The 20,545-nt window shown below is 37.3% G+C and carries 22 protein-coding genes; 13 read left to right on the top strand and 9 right to left on the bottom strand.

The genetic code is table 11. The features are described from left to right. Positions 1–228: 228 nt before the first annotated feature. The 7 genes from J2756_RS01370 (at position 229) to J2756_RS01400 (ending at position 7,385) form a co-directional block, all read left to right on the top strand. A complete protein-coding gene (locus J2756_RS01370; RefSeq protein ID WP_209581533.1) occupies positions 229–933 on the top strand; it encodes a (Fe-S)-binding protein in 705 nt (234 codons plus the stop codon). Continuing rightward, entirely contained in the window at positions 920–2,122 is a 1,203-nt protein-coding gene (locus tag J2756_RS01375) for an LUD domain-containing protein (protein ID WP_209581534.1), read from the top strand. Before J2756_RS01370 ends, J2756_RS01375 begins: the two co-directional genes overlap by 14 nt. 81 nt (positions 2,123–2,203) lie before the next feature. After that, entirely contained in the window at positions 2,204–2,917 is a 714-nt protein-coding gene (locus J2756_RS01380; RefSeq protein WP_209581536.1) for a (5-formylfuran-3-yl)methyl phosphate synthase, read from the top strand. 278 nt (positions 2,918–3,195) lie between these two features. After that, positions 3,196–4,683, top strand: a complete 1,488-nt coding sequence (gene guaB, locus J2756_RS01385; RefSeq protein ID WP_209581538.1) for an IMP dehydrogenase — start codon at positions 3,196–3,198, stop codon at positions 4,681–4,683. Between the two features lie 371 nt (positions 4,684–5,054). Further along, entirely contained in the window at positions 5,055–5,783 is a 729-nt protein-coding gene (locus tag J2756_RS01390) for a DUF4012 domain-containing protein (RefSeq protein WP_209581541.1), read from the top strand. 153 nt (positions 5,784–5,936) lie between these two features. Then, complete coding sequence (locus J2756_RS01395; protein WP_209581543.1) at positions 5,937–6,551, top strand: molybdenum cofactor guanylyltransferase; 615 nt, start codon at positions 5,937–5,939, stop codon at positions 6,549–6,551. A 189-nt stretch (positions 6,552–6,740) separates the two neighbouring features. Further along, on the top strand, positions 6,741–7,385 hold the full coding sequence (locus J2756_RS01400; RefSeq protein ID WP_209581545.1) for a thymidylate synthase: 645 nt from the start codon (positions 6,741–6,743) through the stop codon (positions 7,383–7,385). A 189-nt stretch (positions 7,386–7,574) separates the two neighbouring features. On the opposite strand, the gene J2756_RS01405 is transcribed toward J2756_RS01400, so the two are convergent. The 8 genes from J2756_RS01405 to J2756_RS01440 form a co-directional block, all read right to left on the bottom strand. Continuing rightward, the gene (locus tag J2756_RS01405; RefSeq protein ID WP_209581547.1) at positions 7,575–7,823 is read right to left on the bottom strand and encodes a pseudomurein-binding repeat-containing protein; all 249 of its coding nucleotides are present in this window, start codon (positions 7,821–7,823) and stop codon (positions 7,575–7,577) included. Positions 7,824–7,958: 135 nt separating this feature from the next. Continuing rightward, positions 7,959–8,711 (bottom strand): hypothetical protein, encoded by a 753-nt coding sequence (locus J2756_RS01410; protein ID WP_245315870.1) that lies wholly within the window; start codon positions 8,709–8,711, stop codon positions 7,959–7,961. A 208-nt stretch (positions 8,712–8,919) separates the two neighbouring features. Next, positions 8,920–9,492, bottom strand: a complete 573-nt coding sequence (gene cbiT / locus J2756_RS01415; protein WP_209581552.1) for a precorrin-6Y C5,15-methyltransferase (decarboxylating) subunit CbiT — start codon at positions 9,490–9,492, stop codon at positions 8,920–8,922. Positions 9,493–9,494: 2 nt separating this feature from the next. Beyond that, on the bottom strand, positions 9,495–10,049 hold the full coding sequence (locus tag J2756_RS01420; RefSeq protein ID WP_209581554.1) for a UbiX family flavin prenyltransferase: 555 nt from the start codon (positions 10,047–10,049) through the stop codon (positions 9,495–9,497). Positions 10,050–10,263: 214 nt separating this feature from the next. Next, on the bottom strand, positions 10,264–11,424 hold the full coding sequence (locus J2756_RS01425) for an HD domain-containing protein (protein WP_209581557.1): 1,161 nt from the start codon (positions 11,422–11,424) through the stop codon (positions 10,264–10,266). Between the two features lie 2 nt (positions 11,425–11,426). Next, complete coding sequence (locus J2756_RS01430; RefSeq protein WP_209581560.1) at positions 11,427–11,864, bottom strand: molybdenum cofactor biosynthesis protein MoaE; 438 nt, start codon at positions 11,862–11,864, stop codon at positions 11,427–11,429. A 137-nt stretch (positions 11,865–12,001) separates the two neighbouring features. Then, entirely contained in the window at positions 12,002–12,538 is a 537-nt protein-coding gene (locus J2756_RS01435; RefSeq protein ID WP_209581563.1) for a nicotinamide-nucleotide adenylyltransferase, read from the bottom strand. 99 nt (positions 12,539–12,637) lie between these two features. Continuing rightward, complete coding sequence (locus J2756_RS01440) at positions 12,638–13,402, bottom strand: V4R domain-containing protein (RefSeq protein WP_209581572.1); 765 nt, start codon at positions 13,400–13,402, stop codon at positions 12,638–12,640. A 317-nt stretch (positions 13,403–13,719) separates the two neighbouring features. On the opposite strand from J2756_RS01440, the gene hcp reads away from it, so the two are divergent. Then, complete coding sequence (gene hcp / locus J2756_RS01445) at positions 13,720–15,027, top strand: hydroxylamine reductase (RefSeq protein WP_245315871.1); 1,308 nt, start codon at positions 13,720–13,722, stop codon at positions 15,025–15,027. A 107-nt stretch (positions 15,028–15,134) separates the two neighbouring features. On the opposite strand, the gene J2756_RS01450 is transcribed toward hcp, so the two are convergent. After that, the gene (locus J2756_RS01450; protein ID WP_209581574.1) at positions 15,135–16,325 is read right to left on the bottom strand and encodes an AAA family ATPase; all 1,191 of its coding nucleotides are present in this window, start codon (positions 16,323–16,325) and stop codon (positions 15,135–15,137) included. A 542-nt stretch (positions 16,326–16,867) separates the two neighbouring features. On the opposite strand from J2756_RS01450, the gene J2756_RS01455 reads away from it, so the two are divergent. From J2756_RS01455 to J2756_RS01475, 5 genes are all read left to right on the top strand, one after another. Next, positions 16,868–18,601 (top strand): ABC transporter ATP-binding protein, encoded by a 1,734-nt coding sequence (locus J2756_RS01455; RefSeq protein WP_209581576.1) that lies wholly within the window; start codon positions 16,868–16,870, stop codon positions 18,599–18,601. Positions 18,602–18,603: 2 nt separating this feature from the next. After that, positions 18,604–19,155 (top strand): flavin reductase family protein, encoded by a 552-nt coding sequence (locus tag J2756_RS01460; RefSeq protein ID WP_209581578.1) that lies wholly within the window; start codon positions 18,604–18,606, stop codon positions 19,153–19,155. 15 nt (positions 19,156–19,170) lie between these two features. Then, positions 19,171–19,566, top strand: coding sequence for a universal stress protein (locus J2756_RS01465; protein WP_209581580.1), 396 nt, complete (start codon positions 19,171–19,173; stop codon positions 19,564–19,566). An 86-nt stretch (positions 19,567–19,652) separates the two neighbouring features. Next, entirely contained in the window at positions 19,653–20,084 is a 432-nt protein-coding gene (locus J2756_RS01470) for a pyrimidine dimer DNA glycosylase/endonuclease V (protein ID WP_209581584.1), read from the top strand. 186 nt (positions 20,085–20,270) lie between these two features. Further along, on the top strand, positions 20,271–20,432 hold the full coding sequence (locus J2756_RS01475) for a rubredoxin (protein WP_209581588.1): 162 nt from the start codon (positions 20,271–20,273) through the stop codon (positions 20,430–20,432). Positions 20,433–20,545: the final 113 nt, after the last annotated feature.

Genomic DNA, 20,545 nt, shown 5'->3' on the forward strand with positions numbered 1-20,545 from the left:
GTATCCTTATAAATTCAGTATCCTTATAAATTCAGTATCCTTATAAATTCAGTATCCTTATAAATTCAGTATCCTTATAAAAGTTCATTTATAGTGTTATAATAATTGTTTTACACTTCTTCATGTTTTTAAAAATTTAAGAGTTTAAAGAAAGAATTTAAAGGTTTTAAAAGATTAATAAATCCAAAATAATGGCAGATTTTCTAAAAACAGGAGTAATGGTAAGAAATGATATACTTCAGAGGCTGCGTTGTCAGGGAAAAGCTCCCTGGAATTGAAGATGCCACAGAGAAAGTACTTAAAAAAGCAGGAACAGACTATGAAGTCCTGGAAGATGAGGGCTGCTGCGGATCCTTCCTACTAAGAACAGGTTTCCAGGATGATGCCCTTGAGGTTATGGAAGAAAACTCCAAGAAACTTGAAGGCCAGAAAATATTGGTTTCATGCGCAGGCTGTTACAACACCCTTAAAAATGATTATAAGAAGTTTCTGGGGGTTGAACTTGATGTTATGCACACTTCCCAGCTTTTCAGTCAGCTTCTACTGAATGGAAAACTCAAAGCTCAGAAAATGTCCCTGAAGGTTACCTACCATGACCCTTGTCACCTTGGAAGACACTCAGGGGTTTACGATGAGCCAAGGAATGTTTTAAATGGTGTTTCTGAACTTGTTGAGATGAAAGGTAACAGGGAAAAATCACGTTGCTGCGGTGCAGGTGCAGGTGTTAAATCTGCATTTCCAGAAACAGCACTGGAACTCGGGAAAAAAAGGATTAAAGAAGCAGAAGATACAGGGGCCCATACCCTTGTAACTGCATGTTCCTTCTGTATCTTGAACCTGGAAGATGTAGTTAACCACTCTAAAAATAATCACTTAAAGGTTAAAGACATATCTGAAATTCTTATCATGGGGATCGAAGATGAAAGAATCTGAAATCAAAGCAATGAACAGGTCCTTTGGGATACTGAATGAGAGACGGATCAAAATAATGGATACACCTCAAACACAGGAACTCCAGGAAAAAGTCATTCAGATAAGGGAACATTCCATCTCAAACCTGGACGAACTCCTACAGAAAGGAATCAAAACACTTGAAGCAAATGGAATGGAAGTTATCCTTGCTGAAAATTCAGAAGAAGCACTTCAAGCAGTCTATGATATAGTTAAGGATGAAAAGATGGTTGCAAAGTCCAAATCAAACACTGCAGGTGAAATAGGACTTTCAGAGTTCCTTAAAACCCATGATGTTGAGGTGCTTGAAACGGATCTCGGTGACAGGATCGTACAGTTCGACCCTGAAAGCAGACCATCACATCCTATAGGTCCTGCCTCACATCTTAGAATGGTTGATATAGCAAGGATAGTTTCAAGGGAACTTGAAATGGAGGTTGAACCAGAACCCAGATCCATACTCAACTCAGTGAAGGCAGATGTCCTTGAAAAACTTGGAAAATGCAGAGTTGGAATAACAGGTGCAAACTCAGTTGCAGCAGAAGATGGTGCAGTTGTAACTGTACATAACGAGGGAAATATAAGTCTGGTTTCAATGCTTGACACCCACATAATCCTTGCAGGCATAGATAAACTCGTTGAAACTGTGGAAGAAGCAGTATCCGTTGTGAAACTTGAAACCATCTACGCAACTGGCAAAAGGGTTCCTGCATACATGAACGTGGTATCCTCACCCTCAAAAACAGCGGACATTGAACAGATACACCTCAGGGGAATGTACGGCCCAAACAGGGTGGTTGTGATTCTCATCGACAACGGACGTAGTGAAGCCCTTGAAGATGGAGGTGAATGCCTTCTGTGCATAGGATGTGGAAGCTGCGTTGCAACCTGTCCAGTTTACAGTGTCATGGGTAATGAATTTGGTTACAGAAGACATTTAGGTGGTAAAGGAGTATTTTTAAGTCAGTTCATTGAAGATGAATCTGTCTGTTATGATTCAGGACTTTTTTACTGCACATTATGTGGTTTGTGCACAGTTGAGTGTCCTTTGGGTATTGAAACCAATCATCTCATGGAGAATACTCGAAAAAAACTGGTTAAAAAGGGTATTTCAAATGTTAAGCACTGTGAAATTAAAGATAACATTAAAAAGACAGGATCACCTTTTTAATTTTAGTTATGGGGTTAAATATTTAAGCACAGATTTTAAATATTAGTTTTAAGACTTTTAATATAATAGGAGGTAGAGATTTTGCTTCTCTTAATTAGTCCAATAAACACTGAAGAAGCACGTGAGGCCATAGAAGGCGGTGCTGATATAATCGATGTCAAAAATCCAAAAGAAGGATCATTAGGTGCAAATTTCCCATGGGTAATAAAAGAAATAAGCGAACTAACTCCCAAGGGGATGTACGTTAGCGCAACATTGGGAGACGTGCCCTACAAACCAGGAACAGTTTCATTAGCAGCAGCAGGAGCAGTTGTTTCAGGAGCAGACTACATAAAAGTGGGACTTTACGGTACCAAGAACTACGATGAAGGCCTTGAAGTTATGGAAAATGTTGTAAAAACAGTTCGAGACTTCAATGAGGATGCAGTTGTTGTGGCAGCAGGATACGCCGATGCCCACAGGGTTGGGGCAGTTGACCCAATGGAAATCCCAAGGATAGCAGCCGATGCAGGTGCAGACCTTGCAATGGTTGACACGGCAGTTAAAGATGGTAAAACCCTCTTTGACTTCATGGACGAGGAAGCCCTGACCAAGTTCAACGACACAATTCATGATTACGGCCTTAAATCTGCCCTTGCGGGTTCAGTTAAAAAGGAACAGCTCTCAATGCTCTACGATATTGGCTGTGACGTGGTTGGTATCCGCGGTGCAGCATGTGTTGGTGGAGACCGTAACACTGGAGAGATACACAGAAGTGCTGTCAGTGAATTGAAGAAAATTATAGAAAACTTTTAAAGGTTTGAAATACAATATTTAAGAAAATTTACAATTTATCCTGAAAATTTTTTAAAAAATATAAAAAAACAGAATTATCTAATTATTGTAATAATATAACAATGTAAATTATTATAATAAAATTAATTCAATAGAGGTTCAAAATAGATAAATTAATTCATTAATATTCAAGGATATTTTCATAATCCCATCAAATATTCAATGAATTTCAGGATACTTTGTTTTAAACGGATTTAAATTTTTGATCAACCTTTTTTTTAAAGGTTGGAGGTAAATGTATGTTTTCGGAAAAATTAAAAAACGCCCCAACAGGTTATACATTCGACGATTTTTTGATGGTACCTTCAGCATCCCATGTGGAACCGAAGGACATTGTAACAAAAACCCGCATCTCAAAAAATTACCAGATCAACATACCAATAATAAGCTCACCCATGGACACAGTGACAGAAGCTGAAATGGCAATAGCACTGGCTCAGGAAGGAGGTTTAGGTGTTATACACAGAAACATGACCATAAATGAGCAGGTTGAAGAGATCCTGAAGGTTAAAAGGTCCGGTGACCTCACAATAAGGGATGTAATAACCATAAGTCCAGAAGCTTCCATAAAAGAAGCCAGTGAAATAATGGACGAAGAAGAAATAAGTGGACTTCCAGTTGTGGATAACGGCCTTGTAATAGGAATAATAAGCCGCAGGGACATAAAACCCATAATTAACTCTGATGCTCATAAAAAGGTTGCAGACATAATGACTGAAGAAGTTGTTACAGTCTCAGAATCAGCCACACCAGAAGAAGCACTTGATGTTGCATATGAAAACAAGGTTGAAAGACTTCCTGTTGTTGAAGACGGAGCAATAGTTGGCATAGTAACAATAAAGGACATACTTGAACGAAAAGAACTTCCAAATGCATCCCGGGACAAGAAGGGCAGATTTTTGGTTGCAGCTGCAGCAGGACCATTCGATCTGGAACGTGCCATGGCACTTGATGAAGCAGGAGCAGATATAATAGCAATAGACTGTGCACACGGCCACAACATGGACGTTGTTAAGTTCACAAGGACCATGAACGAAAATATCGATGCAGACCTACTTGTAGGTAACATTGCCACCAAAGAAGCTGCAGAAGATCTTATAGCTCAGGGTGTTGATGGACTGAAGGTTGGTATAGGACCAGGATCCATCTGCACAACCAGGATAATAGCAGGAGTTGGAGTTCCACAGCTCACAGCAATATCCGATGTTGCAGATGTTGCAAGAGAATATGACGTCCCAGTTATAGCTGATGGTGGTTTAAGATACTCTGGTGATGCTGCAAAGGCCATAGCAGTAGGTGCTGATGCTGTGATGCTTGGAAGTTTACTTGCAGGTACTCATGAAGCTCCAGGTGAAGTTGTTATAATGAACGGCCGTAAATTCAAACAGTACCGTGGAATGGGTTCTCTTGGAGCCATGACTGGTGGTGTGGGTGCAGGAACAGATCGCTACTTCCAGGAAGTTAAAGGCCCAATGAAACACTCAAAACTCGTACCTGAGGGAGTTGAAGGAGTTGTACCCTACAAGGGACCTGTGGATGAGGTCATATTCCAGTTAATCGGAGGACTTAAATCTTCAATGGGTTACTGCGGTGCAAAGGACATCAAGGCTATGAAGGAAAATGCGAAGTTCGTGAGGATCACAGGCAGTGGAATGACTGAAAGCCATCCACACGACATGCTCATAACCAATGAGAGTCCGAACTACCCTACAACAAGACTTCTCTAAGGTATAGATGATTTATTGGAATTCAATTTCCAATACTATTTATTTATTCCACTATTTTTTGATATTGATACTCTAACACGTACCCCCTATTTTTAAAGTTTTAATTTTTTTTAAACTTTTCATCACTACTTCTACTTTCATCACTAATTTTACCTTATTTTAAAAGATAAGCTATTTAAATGTAATCTATGTTGGTGAAACTATTCTACGTTCCAAAATAGAAAACATTAGGCATAAATTAGGGGCTAATTTGGGAAAATCTTTATATTTATTACCGTTACCATATTTGATGTTGGCATTTTTTTTGGCCTTAATTTTAGAAATAGAAGACAAAATCAAAAAGAGAATTTAGAAAAAGAAGAGGGGAATTCATGAGAACATTATTAAAACTAATTATCGTGGTGGTGTTACTGTTGATTGCTGGAGCCTCAGCTGTATTCTATGAATATGAGCAGTCAGTATCTGCTGTCGGTAACTTGAACGGTAGTTATAACATCCTTTTGTGTTGTGTTGATCCAACAGAAGATAATGGAACAGAGGGTATAGGATCTGTTGATATGGCATTTGTACTCAATGTTACAGATGGCAAGCTAGTGAATGTGACATCAATTTATCCTGGAGGATTGAGAAGTGCTGTTTACACAGAACCAACAGACTTAGGTTCTGGAATGTTACTGCTTCACGACTCCTTGTACGGTGTGAACACCACCTTTGGTGCTGAAAGAGCACAAGAAATAGTGGAATACAACAAGGGAATAAAAACAGACGTGGTTGTGATGGTAACTCCAGATGCTGTAGATGCACTTTTAGCTGCTGTTGGCCCAATTGAAGTAAATGGTCAAAATCAAACCATCACAGATTCCATAGGTTACATAAGAAACATGACTGAACAATCAACAAGCACAGAAACAAGGGGCGAAGCCACAAGTTCCCTTATGAACCCTATTATCAGCGCTGCTGAAGGCAACCCAACAATCTACCTTAACCTGGCAAAAGTTGCAATAGAACAGTACCATTCAGGAAACATCAGAGTAGTACCAGAAGACATAGTGACGCAATTTGCAGTGGATCTGGGAATGAAATCATTACTGGGAAGTTAATTCTTCCTTTTTTTTGTTTTTTTCCATTTTTAAAGTTTTTCTAGGGTAATATATAGTATATATCACTTCTTCTTTTAGTTTGCACAATAAAATTTTACCATAAAATTTTATCAATTCCAAAAAGATAAGAACCTCAAGAACATAGTTAAACCCATGAAGTCATGCATAATTCTCTGCGGCGGAATGAGCACTCGCATGGGGCAGGATAAAGGTTCTATGCTCCTTGAGGGCAAACCCATGATCTTTCATGTTCTTGAAACTGTTGCAGATCTGGTTGATGAAGTTGTGATGGTTTTAAGGGATGAAAAAAGGGTTGAAGCCTACAAAAACCTGTTAGGATCCATGAAAATGGATTTAAAAACAGATTTAAAGTTCTGCATTGACATGAAAATGGATGAGGGCCCCCTTGTGGGTATATTAACTGGCCTTACACATATAAAATCTGACAAGGCACTTGTTTTGCCATGTGATTCACCATACATATCCAGAACATTTATTTTAAGGATGTTCCAATTATCAGAGGTGGATGAATACGATGCAGTTGTGCCAGTGTCTTATGATGGTCGAATAGAACCATTACACTCAATTTATAAGAGAAGTTCCATTGATCTCATCCATGAAATCCTTGAAGATGGTTTTAGGGATGTTAGGTCCCTCATCAAAAGATCGAATGTTAAATTCGTTGATGCTGACACAGTTGATGAAACAGGCAGGAGTTTTCAGAACATAAACAGGGCTGAAGATATTTCAAAGAGGGTTTTTGAATAAATATGGAGTAATTATGGATCAAATCTCCTATTAAAGAAGAATATCCTTTTTTAGGACATTTTGTAGATCCTTTTTGAATTTTTTAAGTAGTAAACAATAAAATATCCTTTAGTCAATATTAAATCAAGATATTCAAGGTTTGTAATTTATTTAACCCAAAGAATGGATTTGTGTTCGTAGGATGATACGATGATTACAGTTAAAACAGCCTGGGCTCAGGATGCATGGAAAACAATTATCAGTCAAATAATGGAAAGTGGAATTGATGTGGAAGATGAAGGGAATTTTATTACAAAGGAACTAATGAATGTTGTTGTAACAGTTGAAGATCCCCTAAACTCCAAACCTCCTGAAATCTATTCATGGAGTGGTGAAAAACTTAAAAAATATCAGAAACAATTTTTAGATCCTGAAAACAGCGGACTTCCCTACACATACGGCAGCAGATTCAGGGAGCACTTTGGACTCAAAGTTGGTAGGGATACCTACCGTGTAAGAACGGATCAGGTTGAATCCGTTATAAAACGTTTGAGGGAAAATCCAACAACCCGTAAAGCTGTAATGACAGCATTTGACCCATCTATAGATCAGTATCAGGATGATATACCCTCTATGATCCTGGTGGATTTTAAGATAAGACAGAACAGACTTTACACAACTGCAATCTGGAGAAGTCATGACGTATATGGGGAATGGATTCCAAATTTTTTCAGGCTTAAGGGTCTTGCAGATTATGTTGCAGAGGCTTTAGGAATGAAATTAGGTCCCATTACCATCCACTCTGTAAGTGCACATATCTACAAAAACAACTTCAAGGATGCTTTAAAAGTTTGATATAGAGAAGTTACGATTAAAAGATGATTCGTACACTCACTTTTTATCTTACTTTAAACTCCAAAACTTTAGATAAACAATGATTTATTCCCCCTTTTTTAGCTATTCCAAAAAACGGAACTTTTAATGAGGGGTCTTCCTACTTAATTAAAAAAAAGCCCTTAAAATGCCGTAATATGTTATTGAACATCAGCGGATGATGAGTTTTTCACAGTTGTTGTATCCCTTTTCAGGTGTTGATCCAATTTTAACTATTCCAGGGTTACGTCCAGTTTCAAGCAGAAACTTGTTAACAGTTTCTATCATGTTTAGATAGTCTTTTCGACTGATTTTACATCCATCAACAACTGCATATTTAGGCATTTTTCCGTTCAGATTCCTGAACTCTATAACTTCGTCAACCATTCTTCTATACTGTTTAAGGGTTAACTCTTCCATTAAACCAACTGCACCAAGTTTTAATAAACTAAGTTTTTTGATTATATGGTAAATACTCCCTTAAGTATATTACTAAATAATCTGGAAACTCAATTCATACTTTATCCTACTTTTTCCATCTTTTTTCATACTATTTTAATAGTCTACCTCAACTTTTGCATCGGGATTGAATGGGTTGGTTCTCACAGCAAGTGAAAAAAGGTAAGGATAGTTTTTCATTAGGTGTTCCATGTACTGAAGCCATTCATAGATGATTAAAGTGTAAGCCCTTTCTGTGTCAATGGAAAGATGATCATAATCTGTTTCAGGTAAGTTCCTAACATCTTCACGTTTTTCCAGTTCCTCCAATAAATGGAAAACCGCCCTTAGAAGTTCTGTAAATGTTTCATGTTCAAGTAAATTTGGATTTTCAAGAAGAGCAAGTAAAAATTTTCGTTTGCTCATGAGAAATTCACGTGTGTCCTCTAAAAATTCCAGGGACTTGGGATCTGTTCTCTTTATATCAAGATCGTAGTTGTAATTTTTAACAACTTCTTCAGCATTTGCAAAGTCTTTCTCTGACCATGTGCTGTTTACAAGTAATTTGTCACGAATTTTATCTGATTCAAAATCGAATTTATATATATCTGTCAGTAGATCAGTTCCAACTTCACTGAAAAATACTCCAATAACCATGTTAAGTTTTTCAAGCATAACCTTTTTTTCTTTTTCATTTATGGCTGCTTCTATAACAAGAACAACCAGAAGAACCTCTATTGGCACGAATGCAATGTCAATGCTTATGTAGAAGAAGAGGTGGTGCTGGTCATGAAAGATTGCGAAGTTGATTATGTAAAGAATTGCTGATGCAAGAACCAGCAGTATTCCCACACGAAATTTCCATCCCATTTTTTTTGTAATCTCCATTAAAAACATCCCTTAATTTCTTTAAATAATTTTAAAATTTATATAAACCAATTTTATTGTTAAATCTATTTCTTCTTTTTATTTTTACTTGGATTTAATTATTTTCCAGTAATTAGAGATGGATTATTACATTTAAATCTAAAAATAGCATCTCTAATTGAAACCTATGAATCTCAATAAATTTAATTCCTCAAAACTTTTTGGCAGATACGATGGTTATGGGGTTTTTTGCAACCATCATGGTGCCCCTTTCACTGATCCTGCCCTTTGAAATAGAAACCCCAACAACCTCAACTTCCATTCCAAGGTCCTTCATAACCTTGATGGATTCAAGGGGAGTTTCAAGAAGTATTGATGTTACCACTATCCTTCCACCAGATTTAAGTTTTTCATAGCCCTTTTTCAGGATAAAATCCATTTTTCCACCGCTGCCACCCACCATGAGAACGTTGAATGGGGGTAAACTGTCTAAAACTTCAGTTCCATCTGCTTCAATGAGATCCACCCTGTCCTCAAGTTCATGTTTTTGAAGATTTTTGAAGGTGGTATTCAGTGCTTCGGGGTTTTTATCAATGGCATAAACTTTTTTTGCACGTTTTGCAAATTCAACTGTTAATCCTCCGGTTCCACAGCCAACATCAGCAACGATGTCATCAGAGGATACCTGGGATTTACACATCACAAGACATCTGATCTCTTCCTTGGTTGGTCCGGGTATTTGTGGATTTTTAATGAACTCCTCATCAGGGGTAACTGTATCCATGTTCAATCTCCTGTCCATCGTTTGAAAAGGTTGTTATCAATATCAAGAACATCAAGTATCTTTCCAACAATAAAATCAACCATTTCATCAATATTCTGGGGATTGTGGTAAAATGCAGGCATTGCAGGAAGAATTATACCTCCCTCCCTGGATATTTTAAGCATATTTTCAAGGTGCACGGGTCTCAATGGAGTTTCCCTGGGCACAACAACAAGTTTTCTGTGTTCTTTAAGAGCTACATCTGCAGCCCTTGTAACTGCATTACTCGCATAACCATTTGCTATGGCAGACACGGTTTTCATGGTTGATGGAACAATTACCATGGACTGGAACCTGCAGGAACCACTGTTAATGGATGCTGTAAGATCACCGGGTTTGTAGTAACGAGATGCAAGTTTTGAAACCTCTTCTTCCCCTAACCCAAGTTCGTATTTAAATATTATCTTTGCAGGGTCAGTCACAACAAGAGCTGTTTCCTCATCCAACTCCTTCAAAACTTCAAGGAGTCTTACCCCATATGCAACACCGCTTGCACCCGTAATTGCAACAACTATCATTTAACCACTCTTTTTCTTTTTTTTTAAATTGAATTTTAATATTATTTACAGAATTAACAGTTTTTATTGAATTTCATTAAGATACCAGTTGAATTAGTAACAGGATTTTTTCTGAACAAATAGTATTGAAACTTGAATTGGAGAAAATGGCGAATTATCCAGTTTTAAGTCCATATACTCCATTAAAATTCTATTATTCTATAATATGAGAATGTTAATCAGGTATTTTAATGTAGTCTTCAAATGAAAATTCTGATACCTTTGATGAATACTCCTGTGGAACGTAGATGCAAAGATCTGCATGGTTAAACCTTGCATCCTTCAGGGCACTTACTATGGTTGATATTTCTCCAAGTTTGACTCTAGCACCATTTGTAGAAACCTGGGTTTTCATTTCATCGAAGGATGGATACTCTGGAACATCAACAATAATGTAGCCCTGGGGAATACCAAGGTCTTCAGATAATTCCCTTTCAGCTGTGATTATATCCTCGGATCTTAACTTAAACACAGCATCAGGATTTTCAATCTCATCAAGTTTCATGGAAAAAACTGTCTTAAAAAGCTCTCGATTATCAAGTTTGGAAATCATATCTTTTATGTAACCCTCTTGAGACCTTGCAGCTGTTATGATATCTAGATCATCGTACTGGTAAATATTTTCAGGATCAACTGTTCCAGTTTCAAACAGTTCCTTCAAACATTTTCTGAACATGGAATTTATGATCCGTGTTGTGTGGTGCTGGTAAACACTTGGATACATGAAGTAACGTGCAAGTAACATGGACTCTGCTGCCTGAACACCTTTACGTCTTAATGTGAGTGTACCCTCAAGTTCCATATTGTAGATAAGTCTCTCCACATCTATAACACCGTATGCAACGCCAGTGTAATATGAATCCCTTAGAAGATAGTCCATTCTATCAACATCAAGTTCTCCAGAGATAACCTGCCCAAAAAGTCCTTCACCATTGATGGTTTTTATCACATCATTCAGGTTAAAATTTTCAGATAGTATATCTGATAGTTGGGATTCCTTTATGAGTTTAGAAGTTAATTCTTCATGTGAAGTGTCAACAACTCCCTCGGAGACGTGTGAAAATGGGCCGTGTCCTGCATCATGGAGAAGGGCACAAACACGAATCAGTTCCTTTTTGTCTTCATCGAGCTGAAGGTTGTTTCCAAGTCTGGATGCAAGGTACATGGCTCCAATGGAGTGTTCAAAACGAGTATGATTCGCACCAGGATAGACTAGATACGTAAATCCTAACTGTTTTATACGCCTTAAACGTTGTATTTGCGGCGTATCAATTAGTTTAACTTCAAGTTCATTTATTTGAAGATTTCCATGGAGACTGTCCCTTATAAATTTCAAAACTACCCTCCAGACATGATTATATTAGTACCATCCTCAGTGTGTTCTTCTTTTTTAAAGTCAAGTTCATATTTCACTCTTTCTATGACTTCCTTCAGTGCATCCCTTGTTTCAACTCTGCTGGGTCCTGCAACAACAGCCAAGAAAAGTGGATCAGATGGTTTGAATTCACCCACGTAATGCACAACACCTATTTCAACCACTCCATATTTGTCCTTTATATCATTTATAATTTCTTCAAGTTCCACTTGAGTTTTTTCAATATCTGGAGTGGTGAGATCCATTTTCACAGTGGTTTTATCTATTTCCTTGCCTCGAACTATGCCCTCAAAGGAGAAAATTGCACCGCACTCATTTATTCGGGGATTCTTTTTAACCTCATCCATAAGCTGGTTGATTGTGAAGTTTTCATCATCTTTCTTTAGAATTTTAGCTATCATAATACCACAGACACTTCAATAATCACTTTTTAATTAATGATTTTATTTATTTTATTTTAATCAAAAAATCTATTATTAACCTATTACTAATCTGTTTTTAATCCTTTTCTAAATTATGAAGAAATATGAAAAGTTATTCAATTATCATTGGTTTGTTCATTGACTTCTTTCTTTGAAAGGTGTTTCAAACGTTTTATACCCTCTATTTCTTCTATAACATCCACAACAGATTCAGGAACCAGAGACTCCCAGTCCTCATCTGCAAGCATCCTTCTACGAACCTCTGTGCCTGAGAAAACACTTCTGTTAAAGGGGGGTGGTGATGTAACACTGTAACTTCCCTCGATGAAAAGCCTTTGAACCAGGGGATTACCTGAATAAACTCTTTGAAATGGAGGTGTAAGCATCTTTACATGGGCTATCCAAATTGAATTACACTCAACATCTTGTATTGGGATAATATAATACCGGGATGCTGGAATACCATTTTCACTGAGGGCCTTTGTAAGCATCATAACCCTTTCACCTGCTGTGAATGGATCTCTAAGTGTGTGGCTCAACTGTGCACTTCCTATACCGATAACAACCTCATCAACCTCATCTAAAATCCGTTTTATAACCTCAAGATGTCCCTTATGAACAGGCTGCATTCTACCAACAAGTAAACCCCTCATGGATGGATCCCCCATTTTTTTAATTTTATTATTTGATTTAAATTATTAAATAAATCTCTTAGATCAGGATGTATTGTAAAATGGATGTAAAACTCTTTTTCACTGGATCATGAAGGAACAGTAGTTATCTCCCATTGCATAACACTTAACCTCATCAACCCTATGTCTGTTCTGGAAATGTTTGGAAAATATAACTTCAAGTATTCCTGAATCGAATGCACATGCAGGTTTTCCAAGGTAGGGCAGTCCCCTGCATTCGAAGCAGTCATAAACATTGATGGTTAAGGGTTCAAGACTTTGAACCTCAACTCTTCCGAGTTGGTGTATTTCCCAGAACTTTGCAATGTTTTCCAGAAGTTTTTCAATCTCATTGTCTGCAACTTTCTCGTAGAGTGTTTCACCAACCTTGTTTCCAGCTTCCCAGAGTATGGGGTCGATCTCTATGCCCTGACGTATGAGTGCAACCCTCAGGGTCTGGAACATGAGTCTGAAAAATTCGAATGGATTACCATCACTCTCCATGTAGTTTGACACGTAGTCTCCTATATCCTCTTTCCTGATTTTTTTACTGGATAAAGTGCCCAGGTGCTCTGATTTTATGAAGAATATCTTTTTTCTGGCATCTTCAGGGTCAGGTTTTGAACTTATTACTCCCTCATCAACCATCCTTTTCAGGTGGGCTGATACAGTGGATTTTGCCTTCCCTGACAGTTCCACTATTTTATCAAAACTTAACTCCTCCTTCTTGAGCATTGATAAAATTTTAATCCTTACAGGACTGTTTATGGCACATATACCCTCCGGAGTGGCGAATAATTCTATATGTGCATCCTTTTTAGGGGATTTCTCAGTGTTATGATTCATGATAAAAATTCCTTCATTCTTTAAAATTATTATGGACACCGTAACTTATATATAGTACTGTTCGGATAAGATAGAACATTCGTTGGCCGACGAACGAATATTCCTGAAGGTGTTCCGCAAGATAGTATGGTGAATTGATCGCTATAAAATTATCTAAAAAAATAAAAAAGGGATCAAAACTCCATGAAATCCCAAAATAGGATTAATGGATTTTTAAATGCATTATTTGAAACACATTTTGGAGTATAAAAAATTAGACATGAATAATGGATTAACGTATGGAGAGATGTAGTATGTGCCTATGGAGGAAAGATAATATGGAAGAAAAAAAATTAGACATGTTCTGTTACCAGTGTTCCCAAACCGCAAGGGGAACTGGATGTACTGTGAAAGGTGTTTGTGGTAAGGAACCTACGGTTGCAAGACTTCAGGATAACCTGCTTTTTGCAATCAAAGGTATATCCGCTTACCTGTACCATGCAAGGGAACTGGGATACACGGATCCTGAAGTGGATGCATTCCTTGAGAGGGGATTCTACTCCACACTCACCAACGTGAACTTCGATGCGGGAGAATTCGTCAAACTCGCTCTTAAAGCCGGTCAAATGAACATAAAAACCATGAACCTTCTCAAGAAGGCACACATCGAAACATACGGCGAACCAACACCAACAGAAGTTAAGGTTGGTTCTGTAAAGGGTCCTGGAATCATAGCAACGGGACACAGTATAAAAGCACTGGCTGAACTCCTTAAACAGACAGAAGGCACAGGAATAAATGTTTACACCCATTCAGAACTTCTTCCAGCCCACGGATACCCAGAACTGCGCAAGTACAAACACTTCGTGGGTCAGATTGGAGGACCATGGTTCGACCAGAAAAAAACCTTCAGCAAATACACTGCAGTAGCACTTGTAACCTCAAACTGCGCACTGATACCAAAAGAAGACTACAAAGACAGGATTTTCACCTCTGGTGTTGCTCAGCTTCCTGGTGTCCAGCATATTGAGGACTACGATTTCACACCACTCATAGAAAAAGTAAAATCCCTCCCAGAACTCGAAGATGAACCTAGGGATATGGTTCTAACAACAGGTTTTGGATTGTCCACTGTTTTATCGCTGGCTGGTAAGATCAAGGAGTTGGTTGAGGCCGGTAAGATCAGACACTTCTTCGTTGTGGGTGGTTGTGACTCCCCTAAACCTCAGGCCAAGTACTACACAGAATTTGTAGAAAAACTGCCTCAAGACACTGTTGTTCTCACCCTTGCCTGTGGAAAGTACAGGTTCAACCATTTAGATCTTGGAGATATCGAGGGTGTTCCAAGGCTCATTGATCTGGGTCAGTGTAACGATGCCGGTGTTGGTATCGAGATCGTTGCAGCACTGTCTGAGCTCTTCGGCATGGAAATTAATGATCTGCCCCTGACCTTTGTTCTGAGCTGGATGGAACAGAAGGCAGCAGCCATACTCTGGAGCCTCCTCTACCTGGGCATTAAGGACATGTACATCGGACCAATAATACCCGGATGGGTTAACGAAGATATACTCAATGTACTTGTTGAAAACTACAACCTCACACCAATAGGAAACCCAGAAGAAGACATCAAAAAAATACTAGGATAAAAAAAAGGGTTTATTCAACTCTTAAATCCTTATTTTTTTCTTTAATTTATTTTTTTAAATATTTTTAAAAAAGGGCAATTGGAGATATGTACTTTTTTTAAACAGAATTAAATACTCCTAAAAGGAAAAACTCCCTTTTCTTCATATTCTTTTTTAAGCCAGGCTTTTAGAATCGGTTCTGAAATAGTATAAACACCATTTTTCGATTCTGTTAAACCCAAATTTTGTAATTTATGTAGAGGTTTACTCAGGGAACCCGAAGTTATACTTAGTTTTTCTCCTATTTCCTTTCTTTTAAGGGGTTTATCAATAAGTGTTGTTAAAATATTTTGTTCATGCAGGGTTAACCTACTCCATTGATTTATTAAATGAACTGCAATTAGGGGTAATGTCCGTTTAAACTCACATTTTACCCTTTCATCATCTAATGGAATATCTTTTTGAAGTAATTTAGCAAATGTGTTCACATAAAAGGGTATTCCATTGGTGCATTTATAAAATCTTTCAAATCCACTATCTTCTAATTTTAAGGAGGGTAACTTTTCATTTAAATAATTCCTGACAGTTTCTTTGGTAAATGGGTATATCTCTACATTTAACATTCTTCCCCCAAAAGCACCATCGTTACCTGCTATTTTTTCAATAATGGAATCCCTGGAATTTATAGATCCAGAAAAAACATAAGCCACATTTTTTTGATTTTGGATTACACTCCTGAGAAACCATAAAAATGCATCCAATCTGCCGCCCAAATCTTTAAGTGCCTGAAACTCGTCAATGATCATAATTGATCCCTTTATATCCTTAGAATGATCTTCATAAACTGTCTGTGGCAAATTTAGAACAAATTTTGAGAGCTTTTTATAATCATCCTCTGATTGAGGTATGGGAAGAGGTATACCTCCAGCATCTACAATATCCCTTAATTCAAATTTTTTGGTTTTAAAAAATTTTGATACTTTTTTGAATACCGTAAAAAATTCTTTATTCTGACAAGCTTCCATCCAAGATCCATAAAAATGTTCCATTATACCTATTTCAGTTAATTCACCTTTTTGATAACCAGAAGTGGCAGATAAATCAACATAAGACGTTAAATAATCATTTTCAAGCTCTTTTTTTATTTTTTTAAGCAAAACAGTCTTTCCAACACCTCTAATTCCCACAATCATAATGGTGGGGGGAGATCCTTTAGAAGTTGTTTCTAAAAGACTTTTTATCAATGATATATCCCTTTCTCGATTGTAGAATTGTTCATCAGTCAGTTCTGCATCAGTTCCCCATGCTAAATCTTCCATACAATCACCATAATTTGTGTTCTTTTTTAGATTATGTATTTTAATTTGGATCATGGATCATATATATTTTGCTTTGCAATATGTATTTTAATTTGGATCATTGATTATATATATTCTAATTTGAGTTATATATTCTAATTTGGATTACTAATCATGTTTATTCTCATTGACAATGTGTATTCCAATTTGGATCATCAATTCTTATTTAATGTGGAATTATTTCATAAAGTTGCAAAATTTTTCTATAATCTATTCAGAAAGTTCCATATCCTATATAAAGGATTTGAATTTATTCCATTAAACTAAACTTAATAAAGATAAAAAAATTAATTAATAAGTAATGCGTTTAAAAAATAAAAAGCATTTAGATTTTATAAATGCAATCAGGCTTAATTTAGCTTCCCATATCTTATTAGATTACTTCACGTAATTCTATGATTTATATTCAATATAGAAAAACTATTATAATGCATAAAACAAACTGATTATCTAATAAGAATGGAGCTTATATTTTATATTTCTAATATTAACGGTGATACTGGATGATAAGTGTTGAAAACATTTCTAAAACTTATAAAATGGAAGATGGCAAAGAAATCAAAGCCCTGGATGATATAAGCCTCAAAGTGGATAAAGGGGAGATACTTGGGATAATAGGAATGAGCGGTTCTGGAAAAAGCACACTTCTGCGGATATTAAGAGGTGTGGAGCCCTTCGACAGTGGTGAAATCGTTATGGATGATTTTAAGGTTGCACATGATTCAACCTCATACTACTCAAGGAAGCTCCGCCACGCAACCGCGATACACCTCCAGAGATCCTTCGGCCTGTGGTCTGAAACAGCCATCCAGAATGTTATAAGAAAGCTGTACGGTACAAGATATGGTGATGAAGCACTGGCTGATTATGAATATGCCTACGAGGAATTTGGTGATGAAGCCATGGAAATCCTCAAAATTGTTGGATTGGATGAGAAGGCAAACCATTTTGCACCGGTTCTAAGTGGCGGTGAAAAACAGCGCCTTGTAATGGCAAGACAGCTTGCAAAAAAACCAAAGGTACTTCTTCTTGATGAACCAGCAACCATGTCATGTCCAAAAACCAAGCAGGAAATACTGGATGCAATAAAAAACATCAACAAAAAATTGGGTGTTACAGTCATACTGGTTTCACACCTTCCTGAAGTTCACAAATACCTATCAGACCGCCTGATACTCATGGAAGACGGTAAAATAAAGGATGAAGGATCTCCAGATGAAATAATAAAGGAATTTGTAAGTGAAATGGATGTACAGGAACCTCCAAGAGATCTTGCAACGGTAGGTGAACCTGTAATAAAAGTTGAAAATGTTGAGAGAAGATTCTTCCTTATAAAAGGTGGGGATGTCCTTCAAATTGAAAATATCAACTTTCAGGTGAAAGAAGGGGAAATAATATCACTTATAGGTCCAAGTGGGGCTGGAAAGACAGTTCTTCTCAGGATGATTGCTGGTATTGATACTCCAGATGCAGGAGAAGTTTTCTTCAAACTCAACAGTGAATGGGTGGATATGCACGAACCTGGAGTTATGAGAATGGGAGTAAGACGTAAAATGGGATTCATGCACCAGGAATTTTCCTTAACTCATTATGCAAGTATCAAAAGCCAAATAGCCTCAAGGTTGGGTATAAAAGGAGAAAATGTTGTTGGAGAAGCTAAGAAGAAGGCAATAGAACTTGAAATAAGTGATAAAGTGCTTGATATTCTTTACCAGTTAACTGATCTTCCAGAACACGAGGCCAAGTTCAGGCTTGAAAAAATAGGATTGTCTCCAGAGATACTTGAAGACTTGTTCCCAAGGTTCCCAGACAGTGAAGTTAAAAAATATGCAAAACCAGTGTTTAAGGCACTTGATTTACCCCTTGAAATTCTTGACAGAAAATCTTATGAGTTGTCAGGTGGTCAGAAGGTTAGAGCAACCCTTGCACTGATTTTAGCATCAAAACCAGATGTTTTAATACTTGACGAGCCATTCGGAGACCTTGATCCAATAACCCTCAGAACAGTTTCAAATTCACTTAAGAGAATAAACAAAGAATTTGATACCACCATACTGATGGTGAGCCACCATGTAGACTTCATTGAAGAGGTCACAACAAGAGCTATCATGATGGACGATGGAAACCTTATCATGAATGGCGATCCACACGAATTATGCGATGAATTTATAGTCAGATGCAAAGCAGATTACCTTAAGGATTTTGATGAACTGAAAAAACAGATGGCAGGTGTTTGAATATGGAATTTAATGATCTGGAAGTTGAACATGCCTACAGGGTGCTGGCACCAAGACCAACCATAATAGTAACAACAGCCAACTCCAGGGGAGAAGCCAATGCAGCACCATTCTCATTTACAATGCCGGTTTCAGTGAAACCACCACTTGTTGCATTTGCATCGGTACCAAGCCACCACACCTACAAAAACATAGAAGAAACACAGGAATTTGTTGTGAACATCCCAAATGAAGAAATACTTGAAAAACTATGGATAACAGGTGAAAAATTTCCATATGGGGTTAATGAAATAGAAGAATCAGGTTTATCCCAGATGGAGTCCTTAAGGGTTTCAGTTCCAAAGATAGCTGAATGCATTGCACACATGGAATGCAAAGTTCACTGGATCAAAGATTCAGGGGACCACAAACTAGTAGTTGGCGAAGTGGTGTATGCTGATGCAACTTCAGATGCCCTTAAAGAGGGACTTCTTGATGTTGAGAAGATGAAACCCGTACTCCACCTTGGTGGTGTAAACTTCGTTGTGGGAGATCATCTAAGAAAAGTTGAATAAGAGGGGTGATTTTTGATGTTTAAAAATATAATGCTTCCAACGGATGGTTCAAAATTTGCAGAAAAAGCAGCAGACATTGCAATAGAAATGGCAAAAAAATTAGATGCCAGAGTCACAGCAGTCCATGTAATAGATGACAAACTCATATACCCCTTTGAAGTCCTGGAAGAAGAAGGGAAAACCGTACTGAACCATGTTCAGGAAAAGGGAAAGGAAAATGGGGTTCCGGTTGATGAGATACTGATAGTTGGAAGCCCAACACGCGACATGGAGAAGATCGTTGAAAAGGCAGGTGCAGACATCATTATAATTGGCACCCATGGAAAAACTGGCCTTGAAAAACTTTTAATGGGCAGTGTTGCTGAAAACACCCTGAAAACCGTTAAAGTTCCAGTTTTAATCGTGAAATAAGTCTAAAATAATCCTCAACGTATCTAATTTTTTAATTTTTCCCTTTTTTTATAGCATCATTATGGTTTTATAGGAAATGGTTTATTATGAGGCTGTGGAGTTTACACCCAAAGTACCTGGACTCCAAGGGAATTGTTGCCCTTTGGAGAGAAGGATTACTTGCAAGAGCCGTGCTTATGGGTAAAACAATGGGTTACAGGAACCATCCTCAGCTTCAGAGGTTCAAAATCCAGGATGAACCTTTAGTTGCGATTGACACCTACCTTTACCATGTTTATTTAGAATCACAAAAGAGGGGTTACAGCTTCAAAAGGGATAAAATTGGGAATAAATTCATGGAAAACCAGATCCATGTAACCCTTGGACAGATGGAATATGAATTTAACCACCTCAAGGAGAAGCTGAAGCTGAGAAACGTTTCAATGCACAGAAAACTTCAAGAGCTTGATGAATTAGTTCCAAATCCTGTTTTTAAAGTTGTTGAGGGTGGAGTGGAAGATTGGGAAGTTATTAAATGATCTTTTTTATAAAAAATATGGAAAATATATGGTACTCCTAATTTGTGATATCCATAAATTGATTGAAACAAAGGTTTGTATATTCGTTTTTGAAAAGATTCTTATGGTAGATTGATGAAATAATTATTAAAAATAACAACTTCCTTAAACTTTATTTAAAAATTAAAAACTTGAGGAGTGGTTTAAATGAAAAGATACAAGTGCAAAGCCTGTGGATATATATACGACCCTAAAGTTGGAGAACCCAGAACCAATACAGAGCCAGGAACACCATTTGAAGAGCTGCCAAGCAACTGGCACTGTCCACAATGTGGAGCTGGAATTAACAGGTTCATACCAATAGACTGAAGTGATATCCTTACAAAAAAACCTTTTTGTCTTTAAAAACATCATAGAAAAATAGAGAAACCTTTTAAATAGGATGTAACCATAGAATTAAACGAAATTTTTAACATTTGAAT

This window comes from Methanobacterium aggregans, from assembly GCF_017874455.1.
GTDB classification, from domain to species: domain Archaea; phylum Methanobacteriota; class Methanobacteria; order Methanobacteriales; family Methanobacteriaceae; genus Methanobacterium_C; species Methanobacterium_C aggregans.

Coding starts and splice junctions, on each gene's coding strand:
- J2756_RS01370 (WP_209581533.1), top strand. CDS start 229: ATGATATACTTCAGAGGCTGCGTTGTCAGGGAAAAGCTCCCTGGAATT.
- J2756_RS01375 (WP_209581534.1), top strand. CDS start 920: ATGAAAGAATCTGAAATCAAAGCAATGAACAGGTCCTTTGGGATACTG.
- guaB (WP_209581538.1), top strand. CDS start 3,196: ATGTTTTCGGAAAAATTAAAAAACGCCCCAACAGGTTATACATTCGAC.
- J2756_RS01390 (WP_209581541.1), top strand. CDS start 5,055: ATGAGAACATTATTAAAACTAATTATCGTGGTGGTGTTACTGTTGATT.
- J2756_RS01395 (WP_209581543.1), top strand. CDS start 5,937: ATGAAGTCATGCATAATTCTCTGCGGCGGAATGAGCACTCGCATGGGG.
- J2756_RS01400 (WP_209581545.1), top strand. CDS start 6,741: ATGATTACAGTTAAAACAGCCTGGGCTCAGGATGCATGGAAAACAATT.
- J2756_RS01405 (WP_209581547.1), bottom strand. CDS start 7,823: ATGGAAGAGTTAACCCTTAAACAGTATAGAAGAATGGTTGACGAAGTT.
- J2756_RS01410 (WP_245315870.1), bottom strand. CDS start 8,711: ATGGGATGGAAATTTCGTGTGGGAATACTGCTGGTTCTTGCATCAGCA.
- cbiT (WP_209581552.1), bottom strand. CDS start 9,492: ATGGATACAGTTACCCCTGATGAGGAGTTCATTAAAAATCCACAAATA.
- J2756_RS01420 (WP_209581554.1), bottom strand. CDS start 10,049: ATGATAGTTGTTGCAATTACGGGTGCAAGCGGTGTTGCATATGGGGTA.
- J2756_RS01430 (WP_209581560.1), bottom strand. CDS start 11,864: ATGATAGCTAAAATTCTAAAGAAAGATGATGAAAACTTCACAATCAAC.
- J2756_RS01435 (WP_209581563.1), bottom strand. CDS start 12,538: ATGAGGGGTTTACTTGTTGGTAGAATGCAGCCTGTTCATAAGGGACAT.
- J2756_RS01440 (WP_209581572.1), bottom strand. CDS start 13,402: ATGAATCATAACACTGAGAAATCCCCTAAAAAGGATGCACATATAGAA.
- hcp (WP_245315871.1), top strand. CDS start 13,720: ATGGAAGAAAAAAAATTAGACATGTTCTGTTACCAGTGTTCCCAAACC.
- J2756_RS01450 (WP_209581574.1), bottom strand. CDS start 16,325: ATGGAAGATTTAGCATGGGGAACTGATGCAGAACTGACTGATGAACAA.
- J2756_RS01455 (WP_209581576.1), top strand. CDS start 16,868: ATGATAAGTGTTGAAAACATTTCTAAAACTTATAAAATGGAAGATGGC.
- J2756_RS01460 (WP_209581578.1), top strand. CDS start 18,604: ATGGAATTTAATGATCTGGAAGTTGAACATGCCTACAGGGTGCTGGCA.
- J2756_RS01465 (WP_209581580.1), top strand. CDS start 19,171: ATGTTTAAAAATATAATGCTTCCAACGGATGGTTCAAAATTTGCAGAA.
- J2756_RS01470 (WP_209581584.1), top strand. CDS start 19,653: ATGAGGCTGTGGAGTTTACACCCAAAGTACCTGGACTCCAAGGGAATT.
- J2756_RS01475 (WP_209581588.1), top strand. CDS start 20,271: ATGAAAAGATACAAGTGCAAAGCCTGTGGATATATATACGACCCTAAA.